Source organism: Paenibacillus salivarius (genome assembly GCF_051307165.1).
Lineage (GTDB): Bacteria > Bacillota > Bacilli > Paenibacillales > Paenibacillaceae > Fontibacillus.
Genome location: NZ_CP195592.1, coordinates 2,427,741 through 2,451,072 on the forward strand (window position 1 = coordinate 2,427,741; position 23,332 = coordinate 2,451,072).

25 protein-coding genes and 1 riboswitch are annotated in these 23,332 nt (G+C 51.6%); of the genes, 24 read left to right on the top strand and 1 reads right to left on the bottom strand.

Annotation, left to right across the window (positions count from 1 at the left end):
* The first annotated feature begins 8 nt into the window (after positions 1-8).
* From sigF to ACSFXJ_RS10905, 7 genes are all read left to right on the top strand, one after another.
* Positions 9-764 carry an RNA polymerase sporulation sigma factor SigF gene (gene sigF, locus ACSFXJ_RS10875; protein WP_435925169.1) on the top strand — a complete coding sequence of 252 codons (756 nt, stop codon included), beginning with the start codon at positions 9-11 and terminating at the stop codon, positions 762-764.
* 140 nt (positions 765-904) lie between these two features.
* Positions 905-1,612, top strand: a complete 708-nt coding sequence (gene deoD, locus ACSFXJ_RS10880; RefSeq protein WP_435925170.1) for a purine-nucleoside phosphorylase — start codon at positions 905-907, stop codon at positions 1,610-1,612.
* A gap of 154 nt (positions 1,613-1,766) precedes the next feature.
* On the top strand, positions 1,767-2,414 hold the full coding sequence (locus ACSFXJ_RS10885; RefSeq protein WP_435925171.1) for a stage V sporulation protein AA: 648 nt from the start codon (positions 1,767-1,769) through the stop codon (positions 2,412-2,414).
* Positions 2,411-2,836, top strand: coding sequence for a stage V sporulation protein AB (locus ACSFXJ_RS10890; protein WP_435925173.1), 426 nt, complete (start codon positions 2,411-2,413; stop codon positions 2,834-2,836). The genes ACSFXJ_RS10885 and ACSFXJ_RS10890 overlap by 4 nt, the downstream gene beginning before the upstream one ends.
* A 33-nt stretch (positions 2,837-2,869) precedes the next feature.
* Positions 2,870-4,516, top strand: coding sequence for a spore germination protein (locus tag ACSFXJ_RS10895; RefSeq protein WP_435925737.1), 1,647 nt, complete (start codon positions 2,870-2,872; stop codon positions 4,514-4,516).
* A 106-nt stretch (positions 4,517-4,622) separates the two neighbouring features.
* Positions 4,623-5,954, top strand: coding sequence for a diaminopimelate decarboxylase (gene lysA, locus ACSFXJ_RS10900; protein ID WP_435925174.1), 1,332 nt, complete (start codon positions 4,623-4,625; stop codon positions 5,952-5,954).
* A 150-nt stretch (positions 5,955-6,104) separates the two neighbouring features.
* Positions 6,105-6,539, top strand: a complete 435-nt coding sequence (locus ACSFXJ_RS10905) for a peptidylprolyl isomerase (RefSeq protein ID WP_435925175.1) — start codon at positions 6,105-6,107, stop codon at positions 6,537-6,539.
* 86 nt (positions 6,540-6,625) lie between these two features.
* Here ACSFXJ_RS10905 and tlp read toward each other — a convergent pair whose 3' ends face one another.
* Positions 6,626-6,844 carry a small acid-soluble spore protein Tlp gene (gene tlp / locus ACSFXJ_RS10910; protein WP_435925177.1) on the bottom strand — a complete coding sequence of 73 codons (219 nt, stop codon included), beginning with the start codon at positions 6,842-6,844 and terminating at the stop codon, positions 6,626-6,628.
* 169 nt (positions 6,845-7,013) lie between these two features.
* A riboswitch (FMN riboswitch) is annotated at positions 7,014-7,191 on the top strand.
* Positions 7,192-7,462: 271 nt separating this feature from the next.
* Here tlp and ribD point away from each other — a divergent pair.
* The 17 genes from ribD to ACSFXJ_RS10995 all read left to right on the top strand — a co-directional run bounded on the left by ribD (position 7,463) and on the right by ACSFXJ_RS10995 (position 23,321).
* Positions 7,463-8,569, top strand: a complete 1,107-nt coding sequence (gene ribD, locus ACSFXJ_RS10915; protein WP_435925178.1) for a bifunctional diaminohydroxyphosphoribosylaminopyrimidine deaminase/5-amino-6-(5-phosphoribosylamino)uracil reductase RibD — start codon at positions 7,463-7,465, stop codon at positions 8,567-8,569.
* Positions 8,570-8,615: 46 nt separating this feature from the next.
* Positions 8,616-9,299 carry a riboflavin synthase gene (ribE, locus tag ACSFXJ_RS10920; protein ID WP_435925180.1) on the top strand — a complete coding sequence of 228 codons (684 nt, stop codon included), beginning with the start codon at positions 8,616-8,618 and terminating at the stop codon, positions 9,297-9,299.
* 34 nt (positions 9,300-9,333) lie between these two features.
* Positions 9,334-10,566, top strand: a complete 1,233-nt coding sequence (locus ACSFXJ_RS10925; protein WP_435925182.1) for a bifunctional 3,4-dihydroxy-2-butanone-4-phosphate synthase/GTP cyclohydrolase II — start codon at positions 9,334-9,336, stop codon at positions 10,564-10,566.
* A 16-nt stretch (positions 10,567-10,582) separates the two neighbouring features.
* Positions 10,583-11,050, top strand: coding sequence for a 6,7-dimethyl-8-ribityllumazine synthase (gene ribH, locus ACSFXJ_RS10930; RefSeq protein ID WP_435925183.1), 468 nt, complete (start codon positions 10,583-10,585; stop codon positions 11,048-11,050).
* Positions 11,051-11,119: 69 nt separating this feature from the next.
* Entirely contained in the window at positions 11,120-11,935 is an 816-nt protein-coding gene (locus tag ACSFXJ_RS10935) for a segregation and condensation protein A (protein ID WP_435925185.1), read from the top strand.
* Entirely contained in the window at positions 11,904-12,509 is a 606-nt protein-coding gene (scpB, locus tag ACSFXJ_RS10940) for an SMC-Scp complex subunit ScpB (protein WP_435925186.1), read from the top strand. Before ACSFXJ_RS10935 ends, scpB begins: the two co-directional genes overlap by 32 nt.
* 158 nt (positions 12,510-12,667) lie before the next feature.
* Entirely contained in the window at positions 12,668-13,366 is a 699-nt protein-coding gene (locus tag ACSFXJ_RS10945) for a DUF2953 domain-containing protein (RefSeq protein ID WP_435925187.1), read from the top strand.
* Between the two features lie 160 nt (positions 13,367-13,526).
* Complete coding sequence (ytfJ, locus tag ACSFXJ_RS10950) at positions 13,527-14,009, top strand: GerW family sporulation protein (RefSeq protein ID WP_435925189.1); 483 nt, start codon at positions 13,527-13,529, stop codon at positions 14,007-14,009.
* A gap of 159 nt (positions 14,010-14,168) precedes the next feature.
* On the top strand, positions 14,169-15,209 hold the full coding sequence (locus tag ACSFXJ_RS10955; protein ID WP_435925738.1) for a D-alanyl-D-alanine carboxypeptidase family protein: 1,041 nt from the start codon (positions 14,169-14,171) through the stop codon (positions 15,207-15,209).
* Positions 15,210-15,232: 23 nt separating this feature from the next.
* A complete protein-coding gene (locus ACSFXJ_RS10960) occupies positions 15,233-15,865 on the top strand; it encodes a nucleoside recognition domain-containing protein (RefSeq protein WP_435925191.1) in 633 nt (210 codons plus the stop codon).
* A 7-nt stretch (positions 15,866-15,872) separates the two neighbouring features.
* Complete coding sequence (locus ACSFXJ_RS10965) at positions 15,873-16,406, top strand: spore maturation protein (protein ID WP_435925192.1); 534 nt, start codon at positions 15,873-15,875, stop codon at positions 16,404-16,406.
* 191 nt (positions 16,407-16,597) lie between these two features.
* Positions 16,598-17,365: a pseudouridine synthase gene (locus ACSFXJ_RS10970; protein WP_435925193.1), complete on the top strand. Its 768-nt coding sequence runs from the start codon at positions 16,598-16,600 to the stop codon at positions 17,363-17,365.
* A gap of 246 nt (positions 17,366-17,611) precedes the next feature.
* On the top strand, positions 17,612-18,139 hold the full coding sequence (locus tag ACSFXJ_RS10975; protein WP_435925195.1) for a peroxiredoxin family protein: 528 nt from the start codon (positions 17,612-17,614) through the stop codon (positions 18,137-18,139).
* 21 nt (positions 18,140-18,160) lie between these two features.
* The gene (gene resB, locus ACSFXJ_RS10980) at positions 18,161-19,834 is read left to right on the top strand and encodes a cytochrome c biogenesis protein ResB (RefSeq protein WP_435925197.1); all 1,674 of its coding nucleotides are present in this window, start codon (positions 18,161-18,163) and stop codon (positions 19,832-19,834) included.
* The gene (gene ccsB / locus ACSFXJ_RS10985; RefSeq protein WP_435925198.1) at positions 19,831-21,093 is read left to right on the top strand and encodes a c-type cytochrome biogenesis protein CcsB; all 1,263 of its coding nucleotides are present in this window, start codon (positions 19,831-19,833) and stop codon (positions 21,091-21,093) included. The genes resB and ccsB overlap by 4 nt, the downstream gene beginning before the upstream one ends.
* Positions 21,094-21,167: 74 nt before the next feature.
* Positions 21,168-21,884, top strand: a complete 717-nt coding sequence (locus tag ACSFXJ_RS10990; protein ID WP_435925200.1) for a response regulator transcription factor — start codon at positions 21,168-21,170, stop codon at positions 21,882-21,884.
* Positions 21,885-23,321, top strand: a complete 1,437-nt coding sequence (locus ACSFXJ_RS10995; RefSeq protein WP_435925202.1) for a HAMP domain-containing sensor histidine kinase — start codon at positions 21,885-21,887, stop codon at positions 23,319-23,321.
* Positions 23,322-23,332: the final 11 nt, after the last annotated feature.

Here is a 23,332-nt window from a genome sequence, read left to right on the forward strand (position 1 = left end):
TTGGAGCTATGGATGCCGAAGTGAAGCAAGCCTCGAGAGAGTATTTGGACGATACGGAAGTGAAGCGGCTTATCGCCCTCAGTCAGAACGGAGATTCCGCAGCCCGGGATAGGCTTGTGAACTGCAATATCCGCTTGGTCTGGTCGGTCGTTCAGCGGTTTATGAACCGCGGCTATGAACCCGAAGATCTGTTTCAGATCGGCTGCATCGGGCTCCTGAAATCGGTCGACAAATTCGATTTGAGTTATGACGTCAAATTTTCGACGTATGCGGTTCCGATGATTATCGGAGAAATTCAGCGGTTTTTGCGCGATGACGGAACGCTGAAGGTCAGCCGCTCGCTCAAGGAGATGGCCAACAAAGTCCGCAAAAAGAAAGACGAGCTTTCCAAGCTGCTCAATCGGCTTCCGACCGTCAAGGAAGTAGCCGATGAGCTGGGCGTGACGCCCGAAGACGTCGTCTTTGCCCAGGAAGCGAACAAGCCTCCGTCTTCCATTCACGAAACGGTGTTCGAGAACGACGGGGATCCGATTACGCTGATGGATCAAATTGCCGACGAATCGCAGGAACGCTGGTTTGATAAACTGGCGCTGCACGAAGCCATTGACGGGTTATCCGAGCGGGAAAGGCTGATCGTCTATCTACGGTATTACCGAGATCAGACCCAATCGGAAGTGGCCACAAGGCTGGGAATTTCCCAGGTTCAAGTTTCGCGTTTGGAAAAGAAAATATTGCAAAGCATACGCGATCAGATCGCGCAATAGCTTGGCGATATGAAACCGTCCCCTTTCCGGGCGGGCCGACGATTCGGCCGGCGATGCCCGGGAGGGGATTTTTCCTTTCATATCCTTTATAATAATTCTATGCGCAAATGCAAATTTGAAAGGGAAAGGAAACATCAGCCATGAGTGTACATATTGCCGCAAAACCGGGAGAAATTGCAGAAACGATTCTGTTGCCGGGCGATCCGCTTCGGGCCAAATATATTGCCGAAACTTATTTAACCGACGTCGTTTGCTACAACGAGGTTCGCGGAATGCTCGGATTTACGGGAACTTATAAAGGGAAAAAAATTTCCGTGCAAGGCAGCGGGATGGGGATTCCTTCCATTTCGATCTACGTGAATGAGCTTATTCGGGAATATGGCGTCAAAAATTTGATCCGGGTCGGAACCTGCGGAGGCATGCAGGAGCATGTCCATGTCCGGGACGTCATTCTTGCCCAGGCCTCCTGCACCGATTCTTCCATGAACCGTCATGTGTTCGGCGGTTTTGACTTTGCTCCGATCGCGAGCTTTTCGCTATTGAAATCGGCTTATGAACATGCCGTTGAAAAAGGGCTGAAGCTGCATGTCGGCAATATTTTCAGCTCGGACATGTTCTACCGGGACGACACGACCGTGACCCAGCTTTTGATGAAATACGGGGTGCTCGGCGTGGAAATGGAAACGACCGCGCTTTATACGCTGGCCGCAAAATACGGCGTGAATGCGCTCACGATTTTAACGGTAAGCGATCACCTGTTGACCGGAGAAGAAACGACGGCGGAGGAACGGCAAACGACGTTTAACCAAATGATGGAGGTTGCGTTGGAAACGGCTGCCGGTTTGTAATTCAAAATAATCCATCGAAATATGAACGGCGCAAAAAGGCCAGATGAGGGGAGGCTTATTCCTTGTCCAGGCCTTTTTTGCATGCGCTCCAGGGAGTAAGGAACCGCCTGACTTGGCATACTATGGGCAATACGGCTTTAAAGGGGTGTTATGGATGGACAAAGGGCATGACCCTTCCGTTTATTTGCGCCTTCGCAAACAGGTGGCGCTACCGGCGGGATCGCCTGTCAGACTAGGGGATATCGCCCGAATCCTGGCTGATCCGGGTATTGAGCCCCAGCTTTTGGAGCTCGTTCTCGATCGGCCGGACTATTGCGATGGAAATCTGATTGTCATTGACGTCCTTCAGGTGATTTCCGCGATTCAGCGGCGTTATCCGAACGTGAGGGTCGAAACGTTGGGAGAGCCGCACGTGCTGATCGAGATGATTACCAAGCCTAAAAAGCCTTCCCTGGTTCTTTTTGTCATCGTTTGGCTGCTGTTGTTTTTCGGGGCGGCTTTGACCATCATGAACTTTCACGCCGATGTCAGTATGCCGGCCGTTCAGGTCCGGATCGTCGAGATGATTACGGGCCGGAGGGATGAGCACCCTTATCTGTTTCAAGCTGCTTATTCCGTCGGGATCGGGTTCGGCATGATCATATTTTTCAATCATTTGTTCAAAAAGAAATGGAACGAAGAGCCGACGCCGCTTGAAGTGGAAATGTATCTATACCAGGAAAACCTGAACCAGTATGTCATTGCCGAGGAATTCGAAAAAATGCGGAAAGCGGAAGCCGCCAAAAAGGGGAACCGCAAGTGAGCGGGCTTCTTGGACAAGGGGTTTCCGTTTTTCTCGGCCTGGCGGGCGGAATTGCTGTTGGCGGCGGGGTAATCGCCCTCTATATCGTGCTGGATGTGATTCCCCGATTAGCCCAACTTACGAGGTCCTACGACAAGGTTCACTGGTATGAGGGGGCCATGGTTAGCGGTTCCTTTCTCGGTACGGTTGCGGATTTTTGGGATTGGCAGGTTCCCGGTCCTTGGATCGGCACAGGGATTGTCGGTTTGTTCAACGGCGTGTTTGTAGGCATGCTGGCGGCGGCGTTGACCGAAGTGCTGAATGTGCTTCCGATTTTGGCGAAAAGGCTGCACATGCAAAGATATATGCTTGGTCTCCTGTTCGCGATGGTTTGCGGCAAAGTGGCCGGGTCGTTGTTTGAATGGTTTATTTACAGGCAGTAATCGTAATCGTTCAAGGAGGTAGTGACATCAATGATGGATCACGAGCGGGGAAGAGACGGACGGGAGGATCGTCCGCAGGAGACGCCGGAGTTTATGCCAGGGTTTGGCGAGTACGTTTGGCCCGAAGAAAGGCAGCAAGCCGAGGAGGCGCGACGCCGCAAAGTCGAAACGGAAAGATCGGATTCCGTGAAGGAATCGATCGAGTACTGGCAGAAGAGCGACCTGATCAGCACCAGCGTCGAAACGACGAAAAAGACGCTGGAAGAAGTGGTCGGCCTGGGCCAGGGCTTCGACATCGTGTTTCGGGAGATGACGTTCGGCGGCGTGAAGACGGGGCTATTTTTTATTAACGGGTTTGTAAAGGACGCCATTCTGCAGGAGATTCTCAAGAGGCTGACGTATCTTACGCCGGAGGATCTGAATGCCGGAGCCCTGCATGCTTTCTTCGAGTTATACATTCCCCATATCCAGGTCGAAGTGACGAAGAATCTAAGCACCGTGATCAACAACGTACTCGTGGGCCAGGCCGGATTCTTTATCGAAGGAGAAGAAACCGCGATCGTGCTGGACACCCGGTCTTACCCGGCCCGCAGTCCGGAGGAGCCGTCGCTGGAGCGGGTCGTTCGGGGGGCCAGGGACGGTTTTACGGAGACGCTGGTGACCAACGTGATCCTGGTCCGCAGGCGGCTTCGGGATCCCGGCGTCAAATTCGAGACGATGAAGGTCGGCCGTCGTTCCCAAACCGATGTATGCGTTGCTTTTATTGATGATATCGTGGATAAAGCGCTCGTCGATAAGGTCAAGGAGAAAATCCAGAACGTCGAATTGGACGGCATTCCGCTGGCGGATAAACAACTGGAGGAAGCCATTCTAAAAAAGGGGTGGAACCCTTTTCCATTAGTCCGCTACTCCGAACGCCCCGACGTCGTGGCATCGCATTTGATGGAAGGCAGAGTCGTCATCTTTGTCGATACTTCCCCGAGCGTCATGATTTTGCCGACTACGTTTTTCGATCTGTGCCAGCATGCGGAGGAGAACCGCCAAACTCCTTTTATGGGCACCTATTTGCGCTGGGTGAGATTTTTCGGGATATTCGCCTCCCTATTCCTGCTTCCGATCTGGCTGCTTGTCGTCATTCATCCGGAACTGAAGCCTGCCGCACTGGATTTTATCGGACCGCAAAAAATGGCCAAAATCCCCTTGATCGCCCAGTTCCTGATCGTCGAATTCGGGGTCGATCTGATGCGGATGGCCGCGGTTCATACGCCGACGCCTCTCGCCTCGGCCATGGGCTTGATCGCGGCGATCCTGATCGGCGATATCGCGGTGCAAACCGGGTTGTTTGTCAACGAAGTCATTTTGTACATGGCGGTGGCCGCCATCGGGATGTTCGCGACGCCAAGTTACGAGCTGGGTCTTGCCAACAGGGTGGTCAGATTGATCATGCTGGTGTTGGTGGCGCTGTTCGGAGTGCCGGGATTCGTAGGCGGAGTCACCGCGTTCATCATTTACCTCAGCCTGCAGCGTTCGTTCAACTCTTCTTATCTGTGGCCATTTATTCCGTTTAATGCAAAGGCGATGGCCGGCATTGTGTTCAGGGTACCGGTACTGACATCGAAACAAAGACCGTCGTTCAACAAGACCAGGGACAATACGCGTATGCCGCGAAATAAAAAGTAACCGGGCGTGTCCATGAAAAAACACAAATGATATTCACAAAAATCCATTTTTCAGTTCGCCCTTTGTTTGCTATACTAGTGAAAATTGAAAGTGGAGGACTGAATAGATGTATTTACACGGTACCAGCAAAATCAACAATAAAGGACATCTTGAAATCGGCGGTTGCGACACTGTCGAACTGAAAGAAACATACGGCACCCCTTTGTACATCATGGATGAAGCCCTCATTCGGCAAAGATGCCGCGAATATATGGATGCATTCCGGGCGTCGGGTTTGTCTTTTCAAGTGGCATATGCGAGCAAGGCCTTCTGCGTGATGGCAATGTGCCGTCTCGCCGAAGAAGAGGGGCTCTCGCTTGACGTCGTTTCCGAGGGGGAGCTGTATACGGCGCTCCAAGCCGGATTCCCGGCGCAGCGTATTCATTTTCACGGGAACAACAAAACTCCGGAAGAATTGGAGATGGCCATCTCGGCTAATATCGGTTGTTTCGTCGTGGACAATTTCATCGAAATGCATTTGCTTCAGGCATTGGCGGCGGAAAAAGGCGTCACGGTTAACGTCCTGCTCCGCGTAACGCCTGGGGTCGAGGCGCATACCCACGAGTATATTTCGACAGGTCAGACCGACTCCAAGTTCGGTTTCGATATCGGGAACGGATCCGCGTTCCAGGCGGTAGAGCTGGCTTCACGCAGCTTGAACCTGAATTTGCTCGGTCTGCATTCCCATATCGGTTCGCAAATCTTTGAAGTGGAAGGCTTCAAAATGGCGGTGGACCGGGTAGCCGAGTTCTCGTTGCAAGTCAAAGACAAACTGGATGTTGTATTTAAAGTCATTAATTTGGGCGGCGGTTTCGGAATCCGCTATACGTCTGAAGATACGCCGTTGAAAGTATCCGATTACGTGAAGGCCATTACGGATTCGGTCAAAGATTCGTTTGGGGGCGCATATCCGCAGCTGCCTGAAATTTGGGTCGAACCGGGCCGCAGTATCGTCGGCGATGCCGGAACGACGCTCTATACGGTCGGAACGAGCAAAGATATTCCGGGCGTCCGCAAATACGTGGCCGTTGACGGGGGGATGACCGACAATCCGCGTCCGGCTTTGTACGAATCCAAATATGAAGCCATGCTGGCCAACAGAGGGCTTGATGCGGCTGAAGAGACGGTTTCCGTGGCCGGCAAATGCTGCGAAAGCGGAGACATGCTGATTTGGGACCTGGAGCTGCCGAAAGTGAAATCGGGTGATTTGCTTGCCGTAGCGTGTACGGGTGCATATAACTACGCCATGGCCAGCAATTATAATCGTATTCGCCGCCCTGCGGTCGTTTTTGTCCAAAATGGCAAGAGCGACCTCGTCGTCAAGCGTGAATCGCTCCAGGATATCGTTTCCTGCGACGTGATTCCCGAGCGTATTGCGAAGCAGCCTTCGTTGAAGTAAATTCCCCTGAATTTTAGGGGGACTACTAGATAGCTCCCGGGAAGTCTTCGGACCTTTCCGGGGGCTGTTTTGCTCTCAAAGGAATTCCGTAGTAAACTGGAATAGGTTTGTCCAATAGGGATCGTATTAACGAAGAAGGAAGTGACCTATATGAAAAAGGGTAAAATCGTATTGGAAAAAGGCGGAGAAGTGGAAATCCAATTTCTGCCGGAAGAAGCGCCGGGAACGGTTGCGAACTTTGAAAAGCTGGCGAATTCCGGATTTTATAACGGACTGACGTTCCACCGCGTTATTCCGGGCTTTGTCGCTCAAGGCGGCTGCCCGATCGGTAACGGAACCGGCGGTCCCGGCTACACGATCAAATGCGAAACGGCGACAAATACGACGAAGCACGAGCGCGGCGTACTGTCCATGGCGCATGCGGGTAAAGATACAGGCGGCAGCCAGTTCTTCATCGTATATGAACCGCAGCCTCATTTGAACGGCGTTCATACCGTGTTCGGCAAAGTAACGTCGGGCATGGATCTGGTCGATCAAGTCCGCCCGGGAGACAAAATGAAGGAAGTTACCGTCTGGGATGAATAGTCAGTAAAAGGCCGGACAGAGAGCATCGGAAACTTGCTCTTTGTCCGGCCTTTTTGCGATGAAAAGCCGTTTATTGGCAGGGTAGCTTAGTGATCGTGAGCTTCGTCTTTGACTTCCTCGCGGAAGCCGCGGATCGCATCCAGACGCTTGGCGTTTTTTTCTTCGATTTGATTTTTCTCGCCGGTGGAAATTTCATCCGCATGCTCGGCCAAATAATCCTGGCCTTCACGGAAATTACGAATCGTATTTTGAATGCTGTGTTGGAGTTTTTCGACATTATCAGAGCGATCATCCGGTTTTGCCACGTTACATTCCTCCTGCTTATTGATATGGAAATATGGGATCGAGGATAGTTTCACACGGGATCCGGCTTTTTATTCCGCGAAAGTATGAAAGGAATGTCCTTGATTTTTCAGAAAGTTAATGATAACATTCGGGGTGCAAGACAGTTATTTTAACAATCAAAAATGAATAGCATTCCTTCGGGGTTGGGTGTAATTCCCTACCGACGGTGATGGTGAGCTTCAAGGGGGATTTCCCCGATTTCGAACGCGAGCACAAGTCCGTGACCCGTATGCGTCGTTAACGAGCATGCGGCTGAGCCGGTGAGATTCCGGGACCGACAGTATAGTCTGGATGGGAGAAGGAGACGCGGGAACACATGACATTTTAGAATGAATGTGCTCTTAATTTAGCAGAAACTCGAACATGTTATTAATTTCACAACCGGTGAAATTAATAATTTTGTTAAAGTTGTCGGCGATATGACCAGTCATGATTATTTTTGGCTTGCCTTTACCGCCGCGATGCTGCTTATTTATTTGCGTTGATATATCCTCTTGATCTCAAACCTGCCGGAATGCTCCGGCAGGTTTTTTGTCATTCGTACGACTGCCGGATCAAGGCAAAGGAGGTACGGGGTTTTGCATCGGATCGACGATGAGTACTACATGGAATTGGCGCTTCAAATGGCCGAACGCGCACTGGGCCAAACCGAAATCAATCCGGTCGTCGGCGCCGTCGTCGTGAAAGACGGGGCTGTTGTTGGCCTGGGTGCGCATTTGAAGCGGGGGACGCCCCATGCGGAGGTCCACGCCTTGGATATGGCCGGAGCGCTGTCGGAAGGAAGCACGGTGTACGTCACGCTGGAGCCCTGCAGCCATTATGGAATGACTCCACCTTGCGCCGAAAGATTGATCCGCGAAAAGGTAGCCAGGGTCGTTGTCGCCTGCGAGGATCCCAATCCCCAGGTGGCCGGACGGGGTATCAACATGCTGCGGGAACAAGGCATCCATGTGGATGTAGGCGTTCTTCGGGAGCGGGCGGTTAAATTGAACAGAAAGTTCATCAAGTTCATTTCGACCGGGTTTCCGTATGTAACAATCAAAACGGCAAGCACGCTGGACGGGAAAATCGCCTCAAAGACGGGCGACAGTAAATGGATTTCCAATGAAGAGGCGCGAGCGATCGTCCATACGATGCGCCACCGCCATCAAGGCATCATGGTCGGGATCGGCACGGTCCTGGCGGATGATCCGCAGCTAACGACACGGCTTGAGGTCCCCGGGATATCCCCGGTACGCATTATTGTGGACTCGGTGCTGCGGATTCCGGAGGAGAGCAAGGTAGTCAACGACGGTCTTGCCCCGACCCTGCTGCTGACAACCGCCAGAGCGGATGCTGGCAAAGCCGAGGCTCTGAACAAGAAAGGAATCGAAGTGCTGTTTTGCGGTGAGGGTCCCGAGGTTGACCTAAAGGCGGCGCTGGGCATGCTCGCGAAGCGCGGCATTTCCTCCATTCTCGTTGAAGGCGGGGGAAGACTGAACGGGGCGTTGCTGGAGCAGAAGCTGGTCGATGAAGTCGTGATGTTTATCGCACCTAAACTCATCGGCGGAGAAGCATCGCCGGGAAGTTTTATTTTTTCGGGGTACGAAAAAATGAGCGAAGCGGTTCGATTAACGGAAATGGAAATCGAGCAGCTTGGCGACAATGTTTGTATTCGGGGAGTTCCCGTTTGGTCTGACGCTTAGCCGTCGGTTCGATCAAAGGAATCTCTCCAGGAAGGGTGGCAGATTTATGTTTACTGGACTTGTAGAGGAAATCGGAACGATGAAGTCGATCAGCCGAAAAGGGGAAGCCATGGTGCTCGGCATTTCGGCCGGCGTAATCATGGATGACCTGAAGCTCGGGGATAGTGTTGCCGTTAACGGCGTATGTCTGACAGCCACCGCGATCGGTGCGAATTCATTTACGGTTGACGTCATGCCGCAAACATACAGGCACACGAATCTAAAAGATTTGAAGCCTGGCGGAAAAGTGAATCTGGAACGGGCGATGGCCGCGGGCGGACGCTTCGGCGGACATATCGTGCAAGGCCATGTGGACGGAACCGGGGCGATTGTCCGGACCCGCCATGATCAAAATGCCGTCGTGTATACGATCGAACCGGCCAGCCCCTCTCTTTTCAAATATATTATCCCTCAAGGCTCGATTACCCTGGACGGTATCAGTTTAACGGTGACGGAAGCCGGAGGAGGACGTTTCTCCGTTTCCATTATCCCTCATACCCTGGCGGAAACGGTGCTGGCCAATAAGCGGCCGGGCGATACGGTGAACATCGAATGCGACGTCCTTGGGAAATATGTGGAGCACTTGTTGAACTTCAAGGTCCGTGGAACGGGAAGTCATTCTCAGGAAGAAGAGACGGATGCTCGGGGTGGCATTGATCTTCCGTTTCTGAGCCGGAATGGTTTTGCCTAATATTATTAATCTGCAAGACGAGGAGTGAAAAGACATGAGCGATATCCAACTGGATCGGGTTGAAGAAGCCATCTATGATTTGATGCGCGGTAAGGTCATAATTGTCGTCGATGATGAAGACCGCGAAAATGAAGGCGATTTTGTCGCCCTGGCCGAAAAAGCTACGCCTGAAGTGATCAATTTTATGATCACCCAGGGCCGGGGGCTCGTTTGCATGCCCATTACGCAAGAGCGGGCCGAAGAATTGGAGCTTACGCCGATGGTTGCGCAAAATACGGATTATCATGGAACGGCCTTTACCGTATCTATTGACCATAAAGACACAACGACGGGAATTTCCGCGTATGAGCGTTCTTTAACGGCTCGCGGCATTATGGACCCGAACGCCAAGCCGGCAGATTTTCGCCGCCCTGGTCATATGTTCCCGCTGATTGCCAAGAAAGGCGGCGTCTTGCGACGGGCCGGTCATACGGAGGCTGCGGTCGATCTTGCCCGCATGTGCGGCGCATATCCGGCAGGGGTGATCTGCGAAGTTATCAAGGAAGACGGGACGATGGCGAGATTGCCGGATCTCGTGGAGATAGCCAAGCAGTTCGATCTAAAGCTCATCAGCGTCAAGGATTTGATCCATTACCGCAATGAGAAGGAAAATCTGGTCAACCGGGAAGTCGAGGTCCGCATGCCGACCGATTACGGTGAATTCCGGGCGGTCGCCTACACGAACGACATCGACAACAAAGAGCATGTCGCTTTGGTCAAAGGCGAGATCGATGGGAATGAGCCGGTCCTTGTGCGCGTCCATTCGGAATGCCTCACGGGAGACGTATTTCATTCCCACCGGTGCGACTGCGGCCCGCAGTTCGAAGCGGCTCTCCGCCGGATCGAGCAGGAAGGCAGAGGGGTATTGCTCTACATGCGTCAGGAAGGTCGCGGTATCGGCCTTATAAACAAGCTGAAGGCATATAAGCTGCAAGAGGAAGGGCTTGATACGGTGGACGCGAATCTGAAACTCGGTTTCCCCGCCGATCTTCGGGATTACGGGATCGGGGCGCAAATCCTGAAAGATTTGGGCATCCGCCAAATCCGTCTTCTTACCAACAATCCGCGCAAAATCAAAGGGCTGGAGGGTTACGGCCTGGAGGTCGTCGAGCGGGTTCCGATTCAAATGAAGGAAAATGTGGACAACACCAGTTATTTGCATACGAAGCAAGCGAAGCTTGGGCATCTGCTGAAATTCGACGATGTTGAACAAGACGAAAAAATTTGAAGGGATGAATGATCAAATGGCACATGTATTTGAAGGAAATCTGGTTTCGAAAGGTCTGAAATATGCGATTGTCGTAGGGAGATTCAACGAGTTTATTACGAGCAAGCTGCTGAGCGGGGCGCTGGATGCGCTAAAACGCCATGGCGTTCAGGACGATGAGGTAAGCGTGGCCTGGGTTCCCGGCGCATTTGAAATTCCGTTTGCGGCTCAAAAGCTGGCGGAAAGTGGAAAATATGACGCTGTCATTACGCTCGGTACAGTCATCCGCGGTTCTACTTCCCATTATGATTATGTATGCAATGAAGTGGCGAAAGGGGTTGCCGCGATCGGTCTGAAGACCGGCGTGCCAACGATTTTCGGGGTGGTGACCACGGAAAATATCGAGCAGGCGATCGAGCGTGCCGGTACGAAGGCCGGAAATAAGGGATGGGATGCCGCGATGGCGGCCATCGAAATGGCGAACTTGACGAATCAGCTAAAATAGTGCTTATTTAATGTAGTACCCTTCTTTTTCGGGGTACTGCATTTTCTTTTTTTTTTTTTGCGATTTGCGATGGGTGGAGGATGTTCATTGACGACGGTATTATATAAGCTGGAATCGTTCGAGGGGCCGCTGGATCTTCTCTTGCACCTGATCGACAAGGCGGAAATCGATATACATCAAATTTCGGTCAGCGAAATTACGGATCAATATTTGGAATATTTGCACAATATGCAGGAGCTTGAACTGGAAGTCACCAGCGAGTTCCTTGTTATGGCGGCTACGCTGTTGTCCATGAAGAGCAAGCAGCTGTTGCCGAAGCCGCCTGTGATCGAATTTGACGATGAATTCGACTATCTGCTGGACGAGGAAGAGGATCCGCGCGAGGAGCTGATCCGCCAGCTGATCGAATACCGCAAATTTAAGGGGATCGCCGAACATCTTCATGAGCGCGAGTGGGAGCGGAGTCTTATTTTTTCCAAGGAACCGGAAGATTTGACCCCCTATATGCCCGAGGTCGTGGAGAACCCTGTCAAGGGGCTGCATGCCGCCGATCTCATTGCCATGTTTCAGAAGGCGATCCGAAAGGCGGTGAAGCGCAACACCGTTGCGAAAATTCATCGTGACGAAATATCGGTCAAGGACCGGATCAGGGAGATTGTTTCCTCGCTGGAAAGCGTCGGCAAGGGAGGCAGGGTATTGTTTTCCAAACTGCTTCATCAGGAAATGTCCCGGCATGAGATTGTCGTCACCTTTTTGGCGGTATTGGAGTTGATGAAAATGAAACAGATTGTATGTTTTCAAAACAAGTTGTTCGACGATATCGTCATGGAATGGAGAGGGGAAGGAAAGGCCGATGAATTATCAGGAATTGAAATCGATTATTGAGGGCTTGCTGTTCCTTGCGGGAGAAGAGGGAATCAGCCTGAAACAGCTGACGGAGGTGACCGAACAGAGGCAGGAACTGGTCGCCGACGCGCTGCAGGATATGAAGGACTCTTTCGAGCGGGCGGGCCGGGGGCTGCAAATCGTGCAGATCGCCGGAAATTATCAACTCGCCACCTTGCCGCAGCATGCGCCTTATTTCGAGAAGCTGGCCTATTCGCCTTCGCGTTCCGCGTTATCCCAAGCCGCATTGGAGACCCTATCCATCATTGCTTACCGGCAGCCGATCACCAGGATCGAAGTGGAGGAAATCCGCGGCGTCAAATCCGAACGGGCCATCCACACGCTGGTTAACAAAGACCTTATTGAGGAGGTTGGCCGTGCGGAAGCGATTGGGCGCCCTATTTTGTATGGAACAACCAAGGCGTTTCTCGATTATTTCGGTCTTGCCAGCCTGAAGGATCTGCCGGATCTGGCGGATTTTGAAAGCGTGGAGGACTTGGAGGAAGAGACGCAGTTGTTGTTTCAGAAGCTCGAAGAACAGCAGTTGACGTTTGACGATGTCGATGAAACTTAATATGGGCTTTACGTCATGAAACCTCGCGATGAGCGAGGTTTTTTGGTGTTATCGATCAAAAAAAGCATGAGCCGAATTGCCAATTCTGGAATTCAATTAAGTAAAACAAGCCATACTATTCGGAGTTTGTTATCTGAAAAAGCATGGAGGGCACTCCGATGTGGATTTGGCTCGGAAGTATCCTGATATTGTTACTGTTGTTACTGTTGCTGCTGCTCCTGATCTTCATGTCCAAAATAAAGATAACGTTGATGGCCAAAAAGGTGAACGGGGACGAAACGATACTGATTGACGTCGTATTGCTGTTCGGGCTGCTTACGTTTCATTACCGAATCCCCACGATCGGGCTTAAAAATTGGCAGGAAGGCTTATGGGTCGAAAGCGACCGCAGCGACAATTTATTTTCAAAACATTCCTCGGCAGGCGAGCAGGAAGTCAATAAAGATACCTTGAACCGATGGAAGGAAGAGTTCAAGGAAATTCTTGCGGCAACCGCGGATTTGAAAGTTTGGCTGCACCGCACGCTTCGCCGGATATCCTTGCTGAATCTGGAATGGTCGACGAATATTGCCCTTTCGGATGCGGCTCATACCACCACGCTTGCCGGAGCGTTATGGCCGCTCAAAACGACGCTGGTCGGTTGGCTGTCTTATCACCTTCCTTTAAAACAGCAGCCGAAGCTGTTTGTCGTTCCGGTGTTCGGAAGCCCGCCATTGTTTGCCACAGAGCTCCATTGTACCGCCGAGATACGCTGCGGATACGCGTTATACGCCGGATTTATTCTCGTGGTTCGCGTGCTGAAAGTAAAAGGCGGAGCAAAAAAATGGTTAAACATGTTGAAGAAAAACAGAGAATAAGTTTCAGACGAACACTGAACCGCTTACGTACGTCGATACAAATAACGATTGCAGGTAAAAAATGATTGATGACGATGATGTACATACTCCAACTCAAAATGCGCACAATACAGAAAGCACAGATGAATCTTGATTTTAGCGCAAAGAGGAGGAATTATACGTGGTCGAACATCCGATACAGGGTTTAATGAAGACGGCGATGGAAAACATCAAGGATATGGTCGATGTCAACACGATCGTAGGCGAGCCGGTCGAAACGCCGGACGGAAGCGTCATTCTTCCGATCAGCCGCGTCGGGTTCGGGTTTGCCGCCGGGGGCAGCGATTTTAATATCGATGAAGATAAAAACGGAGCTTCGTCCGAAGGCGGCAAAGCAAGACCGTTCGGCGGCGGTAGCGGGGGCGGCGTATCGATCAATCCGATCGCTTTTCTCGTTGTCGGCAAGCAGGGCGTTCACATCGTTCCGCTCGATAATCAAACCCACTTGATGGAAAAGATTATCGATGCCGTCCCCGTCGTTATCGACAGAATCCAATCGATGATTCCGTCGGGTGGCGTAACAAATCAGGGGGCGCAGACCGCTGCTGCAAACCCGCCTGCCGCGAGTACAAATGCGGGACCCGTTATACAGCCGTTTGCTTGACAGCCGTTCCCTTTCCGGGACCCCGGGAGGGGTCTTTTTTTGAAGATAACAGCTTAGGTTCGGGCTCGGACATACTCCCATAGCCTGCTGCATATAGTATTTATCAGATCGCACTAGCGAAGTCGGAGGGTAATGATGAGGACAACAACGAGATTGCGTATGATAACACTGCTCGTCGCCGGTCTGATGCTGGCGCTTCCGCTCCAAGCCGGAGCCAAAGGGAAACCGCCGGAAGAACCGCACACTCATGCCCAAGCAGCGGCGTTGATTGATGTTACTTCCGGGAGAATACTGTACGATTTTCATGGAGAACAGGAGTTGCCGATCGCCAGTCTGACGAAAATCATGACCGCCATCGTGGCTATCGAACATGGAAATCTTAAGGATTCCGTCAAAGTCGGCAAAAATGCTTTCGGAAAAGAAGGCTCCTCCATTTACCTTCAACTCGGCGAGGAAATGACCTTGGAAAACATGCTGTACGGATTGATGCTGAGATCCGGCAATGACGCGGCAACAGCGATTGCGGAACATGTCGGCGGATCGGAAGAAGGTTTCGTCCATCTCATGAACGAGAAAGTAAAGCTGCTCGGACTTAACCACACCAGGTTTCAAAATCCTCACGGTTTGGACGCCAAAGGGCACTATTCTTCAGCGAACGATTTGGCCAAGCTGACCGCTTATGCCCTGCATAATAAGGTTTTTAAAGAAATCGTGCGAACTCCGGTAAGAAAAGCCCCGAATCCGAATGATCCTTGGGATTACAGCTGGAGCAACAAGAACAAGATGCTCAGATTGTATGAAGGAGCCGATGGGGTGAAGACGGGGTACACAAAAACGGCCAGACGCTGCCTAGTCAGCTCGGCGACGCGAGGCGGCCAGCAGCTTGTTGCCGTCACGATTAATGACGGGGACGACTGGAACGATCACCGCAAAATGCTGGACTTCGGATTTGAGAATTATCCGTTAAAAACATTGGTTGAAAAGGGACAAACCATTGAAGGCGGTTATACGGCAGGCACGGCGTTCCGGTACCCGATCACCGATGATGAAGCCGGCGAGGTTCGCGTCAGACTTCAGCTGAAAAAACCGGACGCGTTCGGTTATACCGGAGAGTTGTTGATAATGACGAAAGATAAACAAGTCGGAACGGTACCTGTCTATAAAAGTAGCAGGGTGTTGCAGAGCGAAACGGACGATTAAAGCTGGTAAAGGGGGCGGCGGAGATGGTCAACAAAATATGGCTAGGACTGATTTTGATCGGCTTTGCTTTTGCGGCGGTCAAAGGGGATATCGAGGTGGTGACGAAAGCGGCATTCGATGGAGCGGCGACAGGCGTAACCGTCTGTTTGGGATTGATCAGCGTGTTGGTATTTTGGCTGGGGATTATGAAGCTCGCGGAGGACTCCGGCCTGGTGAAGACCATCTCGAGGTTGCTGGGCCCGGTGGTATCCTATTTGTTTCCCGACGTGCCCAAAAATCATCCCGCCATGGGGTTCATCCTGTCCAATATGAGCGCCAATCTGCTTGGTCTCGGAAATGCCGCTACTCCAATGGGCATCAAGGCGATGCAGCAATTGCAGGAGCTGAACCCGGATAAGGAAACGGCATCTCCGGCCATGTGTACCCTATTGGCGTTAAATACGGCGAGCATTACGCTGATTCCTACGACTTTGATCGCGATCCGCTTGAATTTCAACTCCGCCAACCCAGCCGAAATCGTCGGTTCAACCTTGTTGGCGACAGCGATCGCTACGTTCGCTGCGATCGTGGCCGACCGGTGGTACCGGAAACGGAATGCTTGGAAGAAGCCGCCGCTCGCTCCTCCAACCGCGCCTACTTTAACGCTGAAGAGGTGAGAACCGCTTGTTGAACTGGATCAATATGTTATCCGCCTGGGCCGTACCGGTCATGATCGCCTTTATTCCTCTCTATGCTTATTTGAAAAAAGTACCGGTCTACGAATCCTTCGTCGAGGGGGCGAAGGACGGCTTCTCGACCGCGATCGGCATCATTCCTCATTTGGTCGGCATGATGGTCGCCATCAGCGTTTTTCGGGCTTCGGGGGCATTGGAGTTTTTCGTCGGCTGGATGGCTCCATTGATGGAAAAGCTGCACGTTCCGGAGGAGGTGCTGCCTTTGGGCCTGCTTAGACCTCTTACGGGAACGGGGTCGCTGGCCTTCACGACGGATCTCATCAAAACCTATGGTCCGGATTCCATGATCGGGCGAATCGCGTCAACGATTCAGGGGAGCACGGATACGACGCTGTATGTGCTGACCGTATATTTCGGAGCTGTCGGAATTAAAAACGGAAAATATGCCTTAAAAGTCGGGCTATTTTCAGATGTCGTCGGATTCGTCGCAGCCATTGCCGTTTGTTTGCTTTTATTCGGATAGACGATCATTTCAGGACTTATACATAACGATATAACGAATATTTTGGACCGCTGTCTCGGGTTGCCTTCCGTAGATGCGGTTTTTCTATGGGAAGATCCTGACGGCATGACTCTGTTTTAAAGAAGGGAGACTCCCGCTATTGTGATTTGGTGCCCGGGTGGGTATCATGAGTATGAGGTGACTTAATTATAATGGAGAGATTGCAAAAGATTTTGGCCGGCGCCGGTGTCGCATCGCGCCGCAAATGTGAAGAATTGATAACGAGCGGGAGGGTGCAGGTCAACGGCGAGACCGTAACGGCACTTGGGACGAAGGCCGATCCGAATACGGACGTCATTACCGTGGACGGCAAGTCCATCGGCGCGGAAAAGAAAGTATACATCGTCTTTAATAAACCGAAAGGCGTAATTACGAGCGCTTCGGATCCGCAAGGCCGCAAAATCGTCACCGATTATTTGAAAGGCATTACCGAGCGGCTATATCCGGTAGGCCGCCTGGATTATGATACCGAAGGACTGCTCCTTCTAACCAATGACGGCGAATTCGCCCATTTGCTCACCCATCCGAAACATCATGTGGCAAAAACCTATCTTGCGACGGTAAAAGGCGTTCCCCACGGAACATCGCTGGACAAGCTGAAAAACGGCATTATGCTGGAAGACGGCATGACTGCACCGGCCGAGGTAGAGTATCATGACATCGATCCGGAAGGGAAACAATCAACGATTTCGATCACGATTTATGAAGGACGGAACCGCCAGGTTCGGCGCATGTTCGATGCAATTCAACACCCTGTGATCAAGTTGAAACGGATTTCCTTCGGCGATTTGTTCCTTGGAAATTTAAAAAGAGGAATTTATCGCCATTTGACCAAGGAAGAGATCGAGGGTCTTGTCAAACTGGCAAAACAAGCCGGAAAGCCGGGCAAACCGGGTAAACCGGGCAAAAGGCAGCAGTAAACAAGTTGAAAGGGACTGCGTCAAAAACGTTGGATGTTTTTGACGCAGTCCCTTTCACTTTTGGTGTCGATGTCCGAATGGATGTTGAACGTCTGTATTTTTATTATATAATCATTAGGACACATAATATTCATATTTGCCCGGTTGGAACCAGGCTAAAATTGTGGCGAATTTCGCTATAATGTTCATAGGATATTCACTTTTTGTCCATTGATTATGATGTAAGTCACAGAAAGGGAGTTGAATATGGGGAAGGCGAGACGACCTGTCCAAATCATTATATTACTGTTCATCGTCATCCTTGGCGGGTATGCAATCAGCTCGGCCGTGTTCGGAGGCGGAAGCGGCAAGCCTGAACTGGGCGGAAAACCGCCTGCCATCAAATTGCTCGGGGACGACGGCAAGGTACATACCCTGGAAGATTATAAAGGCAAAGCCCTCGTGCTCAACTTTTGGGCGACCTGGTGTACGTATTGCGTCGACGAAATGCCGGCCCTTCAGGCTCAGTGGGAGAAATGGCGGGATCAGGATGTCGTCGTTCTGGGCATTAACACCGGTGAAGACGAGATGACCGTACAAAACTTCGTTGACCAGCTCGGAATCGATTTTCCTGTATTGTATGATTCGAAAAATGAAGCCGTTCGGGATTACGGGATCGTACCGATGCCGACCACGTTCTTTATCGACAAGAAAGGAAAAATTGCCTCAATTCATCAAGGCGAGCTGAATTTAACGACGTTGAATGACCAAATCAAACAGCTGGTAGAGCCTTAGGACGGATGGAGGGAATAAGTTTTGATCAAGAATACGAAATGCGAATGCGGGCACCAGAACCCGATCGGAACGGTGCTTTGCGAAGCTTGCGGCAAGCCGCAGGATGAGCAAGCGGCCTCGACCGAACTGCTCGAGATGCGCTACGATGGCGCGGCGCGCCGGTCACAGCGGGCCAATCCGAATTTTATCGATAAAATTTGGAACTTCTTTTCATCCGTCAAAGTCGCGATTTATTTGATTATACTTACCTTGCTCGGTGCGAGTCTCGGTACGATTTTTGAGCAGGAGAGCATGTTCGTCAATTTTGACCCGACCACCTTTTACAAAGAAAAGTACGGGACGATCGGAGATATTTACTATAAGCTCGGATTTTCCCACACTTATGAATCCTGGTGGTTCATCACGTTGCTGGTCATGATCGGGGCTTCGCTCGTGATCTGCAGTTTGGACCGGGTGCTTCCACTTTACAAAGCGCTTTCAAAACAGAAAGTTCGCAAGCATATGCAATTTCTTACCCGTCAAAAGGTGGTGTATCAAGGACCGATCAACACGGAAGACGGAGAGGCATGGACGGAGAGGGCCGTAAAGCCGCTCAGGAAGAAAGGATACCGGGTCTATAGGGATGGTGACGCCCTCTTGGCGGAGAAGCAGCGATTCAGCCGCTGGGGCCCTTACGTGATCCACATCGGCCTGATCATATTCTTGCTCGCCGTGCTGTTCCGCGGTTTGCCGGGACTACACGTGGATGAGCATTACTGGTTCCCCGAAGGGGAGATCACGAAGATTCCCGATACGAACCTGTATTTAAAGAACGAAAAGTTCACGGTCGAGTACTACACGGAAGAAGAAATGTCCGAGGATTTCCGCGGACAAGGGAAGATCGTTCCCAAGCTGTACGAAACGCAGGCGGTCCTATACGAATGCACGGCGAATTGCGACGATCCGTCCAAGGAGCCGGAGTTGAAAGAGGTGGACCGTCATGCGATCCGCGTCAACGACCCGTTGAATTACAAAGGCTTTAAAGCGTATCAATTCGATTTCGATTTGACGCCCAAGCTTCGTTCGGTGAAGCCGGCGCTGGTCAACGTGGAAACCGGGGAGCAGTACGGCAAGTTCCAACTGGACATGATGAATCCGCAGCGGGAGTTTCAACTCGGTCCTTATACGCTTTTGCTTAAAAACAAATTTTTGGATTTTTCTTTGAATGAGCAGGGTCAGCCTATCTCCAAATCGAAGGATCCGAACGCCCCGGCATTTTTGTTTTTGATCAAAGGCCCCGGGTTGCCCATGGAAGGAAGCCAGTATCTTTACTTTCCGAAACAGGTCGACAAGGAGCGTTTCCAACAGGATGCCATCAACGAGAAATTGGGCGGAGTGCAAAACAAGCTGACACTTGATGTGCTGGGCATGGAGGATGTGGATTTCATCCAGTCCTCGAGTTATTTGAACATCCGGGTCGACCGGGCCATGCCGTTTGTTTGGCTGGGTCTCGGCATCGTCATGCTCGGTCTCGTCATGGGATTTTACTGGCAGCATCGGCGGATTTGGCTCCGCATCGACGACGGCAACCTGACTTTAGGGGGACATACGTCGAAGAACTGGTTCGGCTTGCGCCGTGAAGTAGCCGCGTTTCTCAAATCGATGAACGTGGAAGTGGATGAGAAACAATTGGACAATGGGGGTAACCGGTCATGAGTTTTTTGGAAATCAGCAGGCAGGCTTTTGTAGTCGCGTTTTATTTATACTGTTTGTCTTTTATTTTTTACGTCGTGGCCGTAACGGGCAAAACATGGAGAAACCGGGATCCGGTTCGTCATGAACGGAAATGGGGCGCCATCTCGTTCGCTACTTCTTCGCTCGGGTTGCTGTCGCATCTCGTTTATTGCGTTACGCGCTGGGCATATAGCGGACATATTCCGGTCAGCAATATGTATGAATTCATGACATTTTTGTCGATGATGATCATGGTTGCATTTACGGTGGTCTTTTTGATTTACCGGAAAATATTGCTCGGCATGTTCGCCCTTCCGATCGCTATCATCGTTATGGCGTATGCGGCGGTTTTTCCGCAGGACGTGCAGCCGCTGATTCCGTCGCTGAAATCGATCTGGCTCTACATTCACGTCACGCTTGCGGCGCTTGGAGAATCGTTCTTTGCGGTGGGTTTTGCCGCCGGATTAATGTATCTTCTCCGCAGTATTGACTTTAACGCAACGGACAAATCTTCCCGCCGTCAAAAATGGTGGGTTGAATTTACGCTTTTTTCTATTATTATAGTAGTGGGCTTTATTGTATCGGTTTTCACATTCAGAGCCGCCGGATATGAAGCCGTATTTACTCAAAATACGACAGAGATTGACAGCCAAGTAGAGCAAAATAGTACAATAGGTAAAGAAGTGTATAAACTTCCTCCGATTGTGGCGCCGCACGGAAGCAAGGCCGAGAGCATTCAGCCTTTCCTCGGCATGGATAAGCCATGGTTCGAAGCTCCGTCATGGATGAAAGGCGCGAACGCGGGCCGGAAGTTCAATACGGTGATCTGGGCTGTCTTCTCGGGCATCCTCATCTATGCATTGCTGCGGCTTTTGATTCGCCGTCCGCTCAGCAAATTGCTGGCGCCGTCGCTGAAAAGCATGAATCCGGACGATCTGGACGAAATCAGCTACCGCGCCATCGCGATCGGATTTCCGATCTTTACGCTCGGCGCTCTCGTATTCGCCATGATCTGGGCACAGCAGGCGTGGGGCCGTTTCTGGGGCTGGGACCCTAAAGAAGTATGGGCTCTTATTACATGGCTGTTCTACAGCGCCTATTTGCATCTGCGTTTGTCGCGGGGCTTCCAGGGACGCAAATCTTCCTGGCTTGCCGTACTCGGCTTCCTTGTCGTGATGTTCACCCTTGTGGGCGTCAATCTCATCATCGCGGGCTTGCATTCCTACGCGGGTACAGACTGATCGTCATCATTATCGAAATTGAAAATTACGAAATCCAGAGTTACTTGTAAGATGATTGAAGGGGTTGAAAGTCCATGTCAGATCAAGAAAACCGCATTCTTGTAGTCGACGATGAGGAACGGATCCGCCGTCTGCTCAAAATGTATTTGGAAAAAGAAGGGTATGAAATCGATGAAGCCGAGGACGGCGAAACCGCTTTGAAAAAAGCGACGTCCAATGACTACGGCCTGATTTTACTCGATGTCATGCTCCCGGGAATCGACGGAATCGAAGTGTGCAACCGTCTTAGACAAGTGAAATCCACGCCGGTCCTCATGCTGACGGCCAAAGGGGAAGAAATGAACCGCGTGCAAGGTTTTGAAGTCGGCGCGGACGATTATGTCGTGAAACCGTTCAGCCCGCGGGAAGTCATTTACCGGGTCAAAGCGATCATGCGGCGCGCATCGGCTACGGCTTATTTGTCCAAGGAAAACGGAACGAGCAACAACATCGTATTCCCGCATCTCATCATCGAGCATGACGCCCACCGGGTTACGGCCAACGGGCAGGAAGTCAGCTTGACGCCGAAAGAATACGAGCTTCTGCATTATTTGGCCGTATCTCCGGATAAAGTGTTTTCCCGCGAGGAACTGCTGAAGGATGTTTGGAATTATGAATTTTTCGGCGATTTGCGTACGGTCGATACCCATGTCAAACGGCTTCGCGAGAAACTGAATAAGGTTTCTCCGGAATCGGCCGCCATGATCACGACCGTTTGGGGTGTGGGCTACAAGCTGGAGGTTGCGAAATAAGTGAACTTCTTAAGAACGCTTGTCGGAAAGCTATGGATTACGATCATTTGTCTGGTGGCCTGCGTCCTTTTGTCTGTGGGACTGGGGTTTCTCCCTTATATCGATACGAACTTCCAGAATCCCGGGGCGATCAAAAAGCTGTTTGTCCTCGTCTCGATGATCGGTTTCTCGCTGACAACGTTCTTCGCGTTGTTTTTGATTACGAAAATTACGCAGCCGATGCAGCGGCTGATCCAAGCGACGGATTCGATTCGCAAAGGAAAATACGATACCCGGCTGTCGCTGAAGACGAGCGATGAAATCGGCGTTTTGTCGAACACCTTTAACCACATGGCGGAGGAACTCGAGAGAACGATCCGCAGCCTGAACCATGAAAAGGAACATTTGGCCAGCGTCTTACGGAGCATGAATGATGCCGTCATTACCTTGGATGTCGACGGCAATGTCATTCTGACCAATCCGCCTGGGGAACACGTATTGCAAATGTGGGGCGATCTGCAGGATGAAGATGGGGAGGTTTCCGGCCCTTCATCCGGTACGGCAGGTAAGGTTCCACGTCCGCTCCACCCAATGTTTCGCAAGGTACTGGACCAGGAGACCGATCAAAGCATGAACGTCCATGTTAAAAAGGGAGTTTGGTCCGTACATATGGCGCCGCTCGCCTCAGACGGAGGCATCCGGGGGGCCGTCGCGGTGCTTCGCGACGTGACCGAGGAAGTCAAGCTGGAGAAAATGCGGCGTGATTTCGTCGCCAACGTATCCCATGAGATCAGGACGCCGCTTTCGATGATGCAAGGTTACAGCGAGGCGCTCCTCGACGGCATGGCCGCTTCGCCGGAGGAAAGCGCCGAGCTCGTGCAGGTTATCCATGACGAGTCCTTGCGTATGGGCCGTTTGGTCAGGGACTTGCTCGATCTGGCACGTATGGAGGCCGGACATACCGATATGCCGATGAGGGAGATGGATTTCCGGGATCTTGCCGAGCGGGTGTACCGTAAATTCCTCGTCCGGGCCAAGGACAGCGGCTTGGAGCTTTTGTTCAAGCTCGGCGACGGGCCGCTCAAGCTGGAAGAGGCGAGCGAGGACCGTCTCGAGCAGGTATTGACCAATTTGCTCGACAATGCGTTCAGGCATACGCCGGAAGGGGGCACGATCGAGATTTCCGCGGATCTCAAGCAGGAATCCGGCAAATCCGTCGTGCACGTGTCGATCAAGGATAGCGGGGTCGGCATTCCGGCAGACGATCTGCCGTTCGTGTTCGATCGATTCTACAAGGCCGACAAAGCGCGTGTCCGTGGAGAAAGCGTCGGAACGGGGCTGGGACTTTCCATTGTCAAAAATATCGTGGATTCCCACGGCGGCACGATTTATGCCGAAAGCGAAGTAGGGAAGGGGACGGTATTTCATATCCTGCTTCCTGTCGAAAAGCCCCAATAAACCGAATAAAA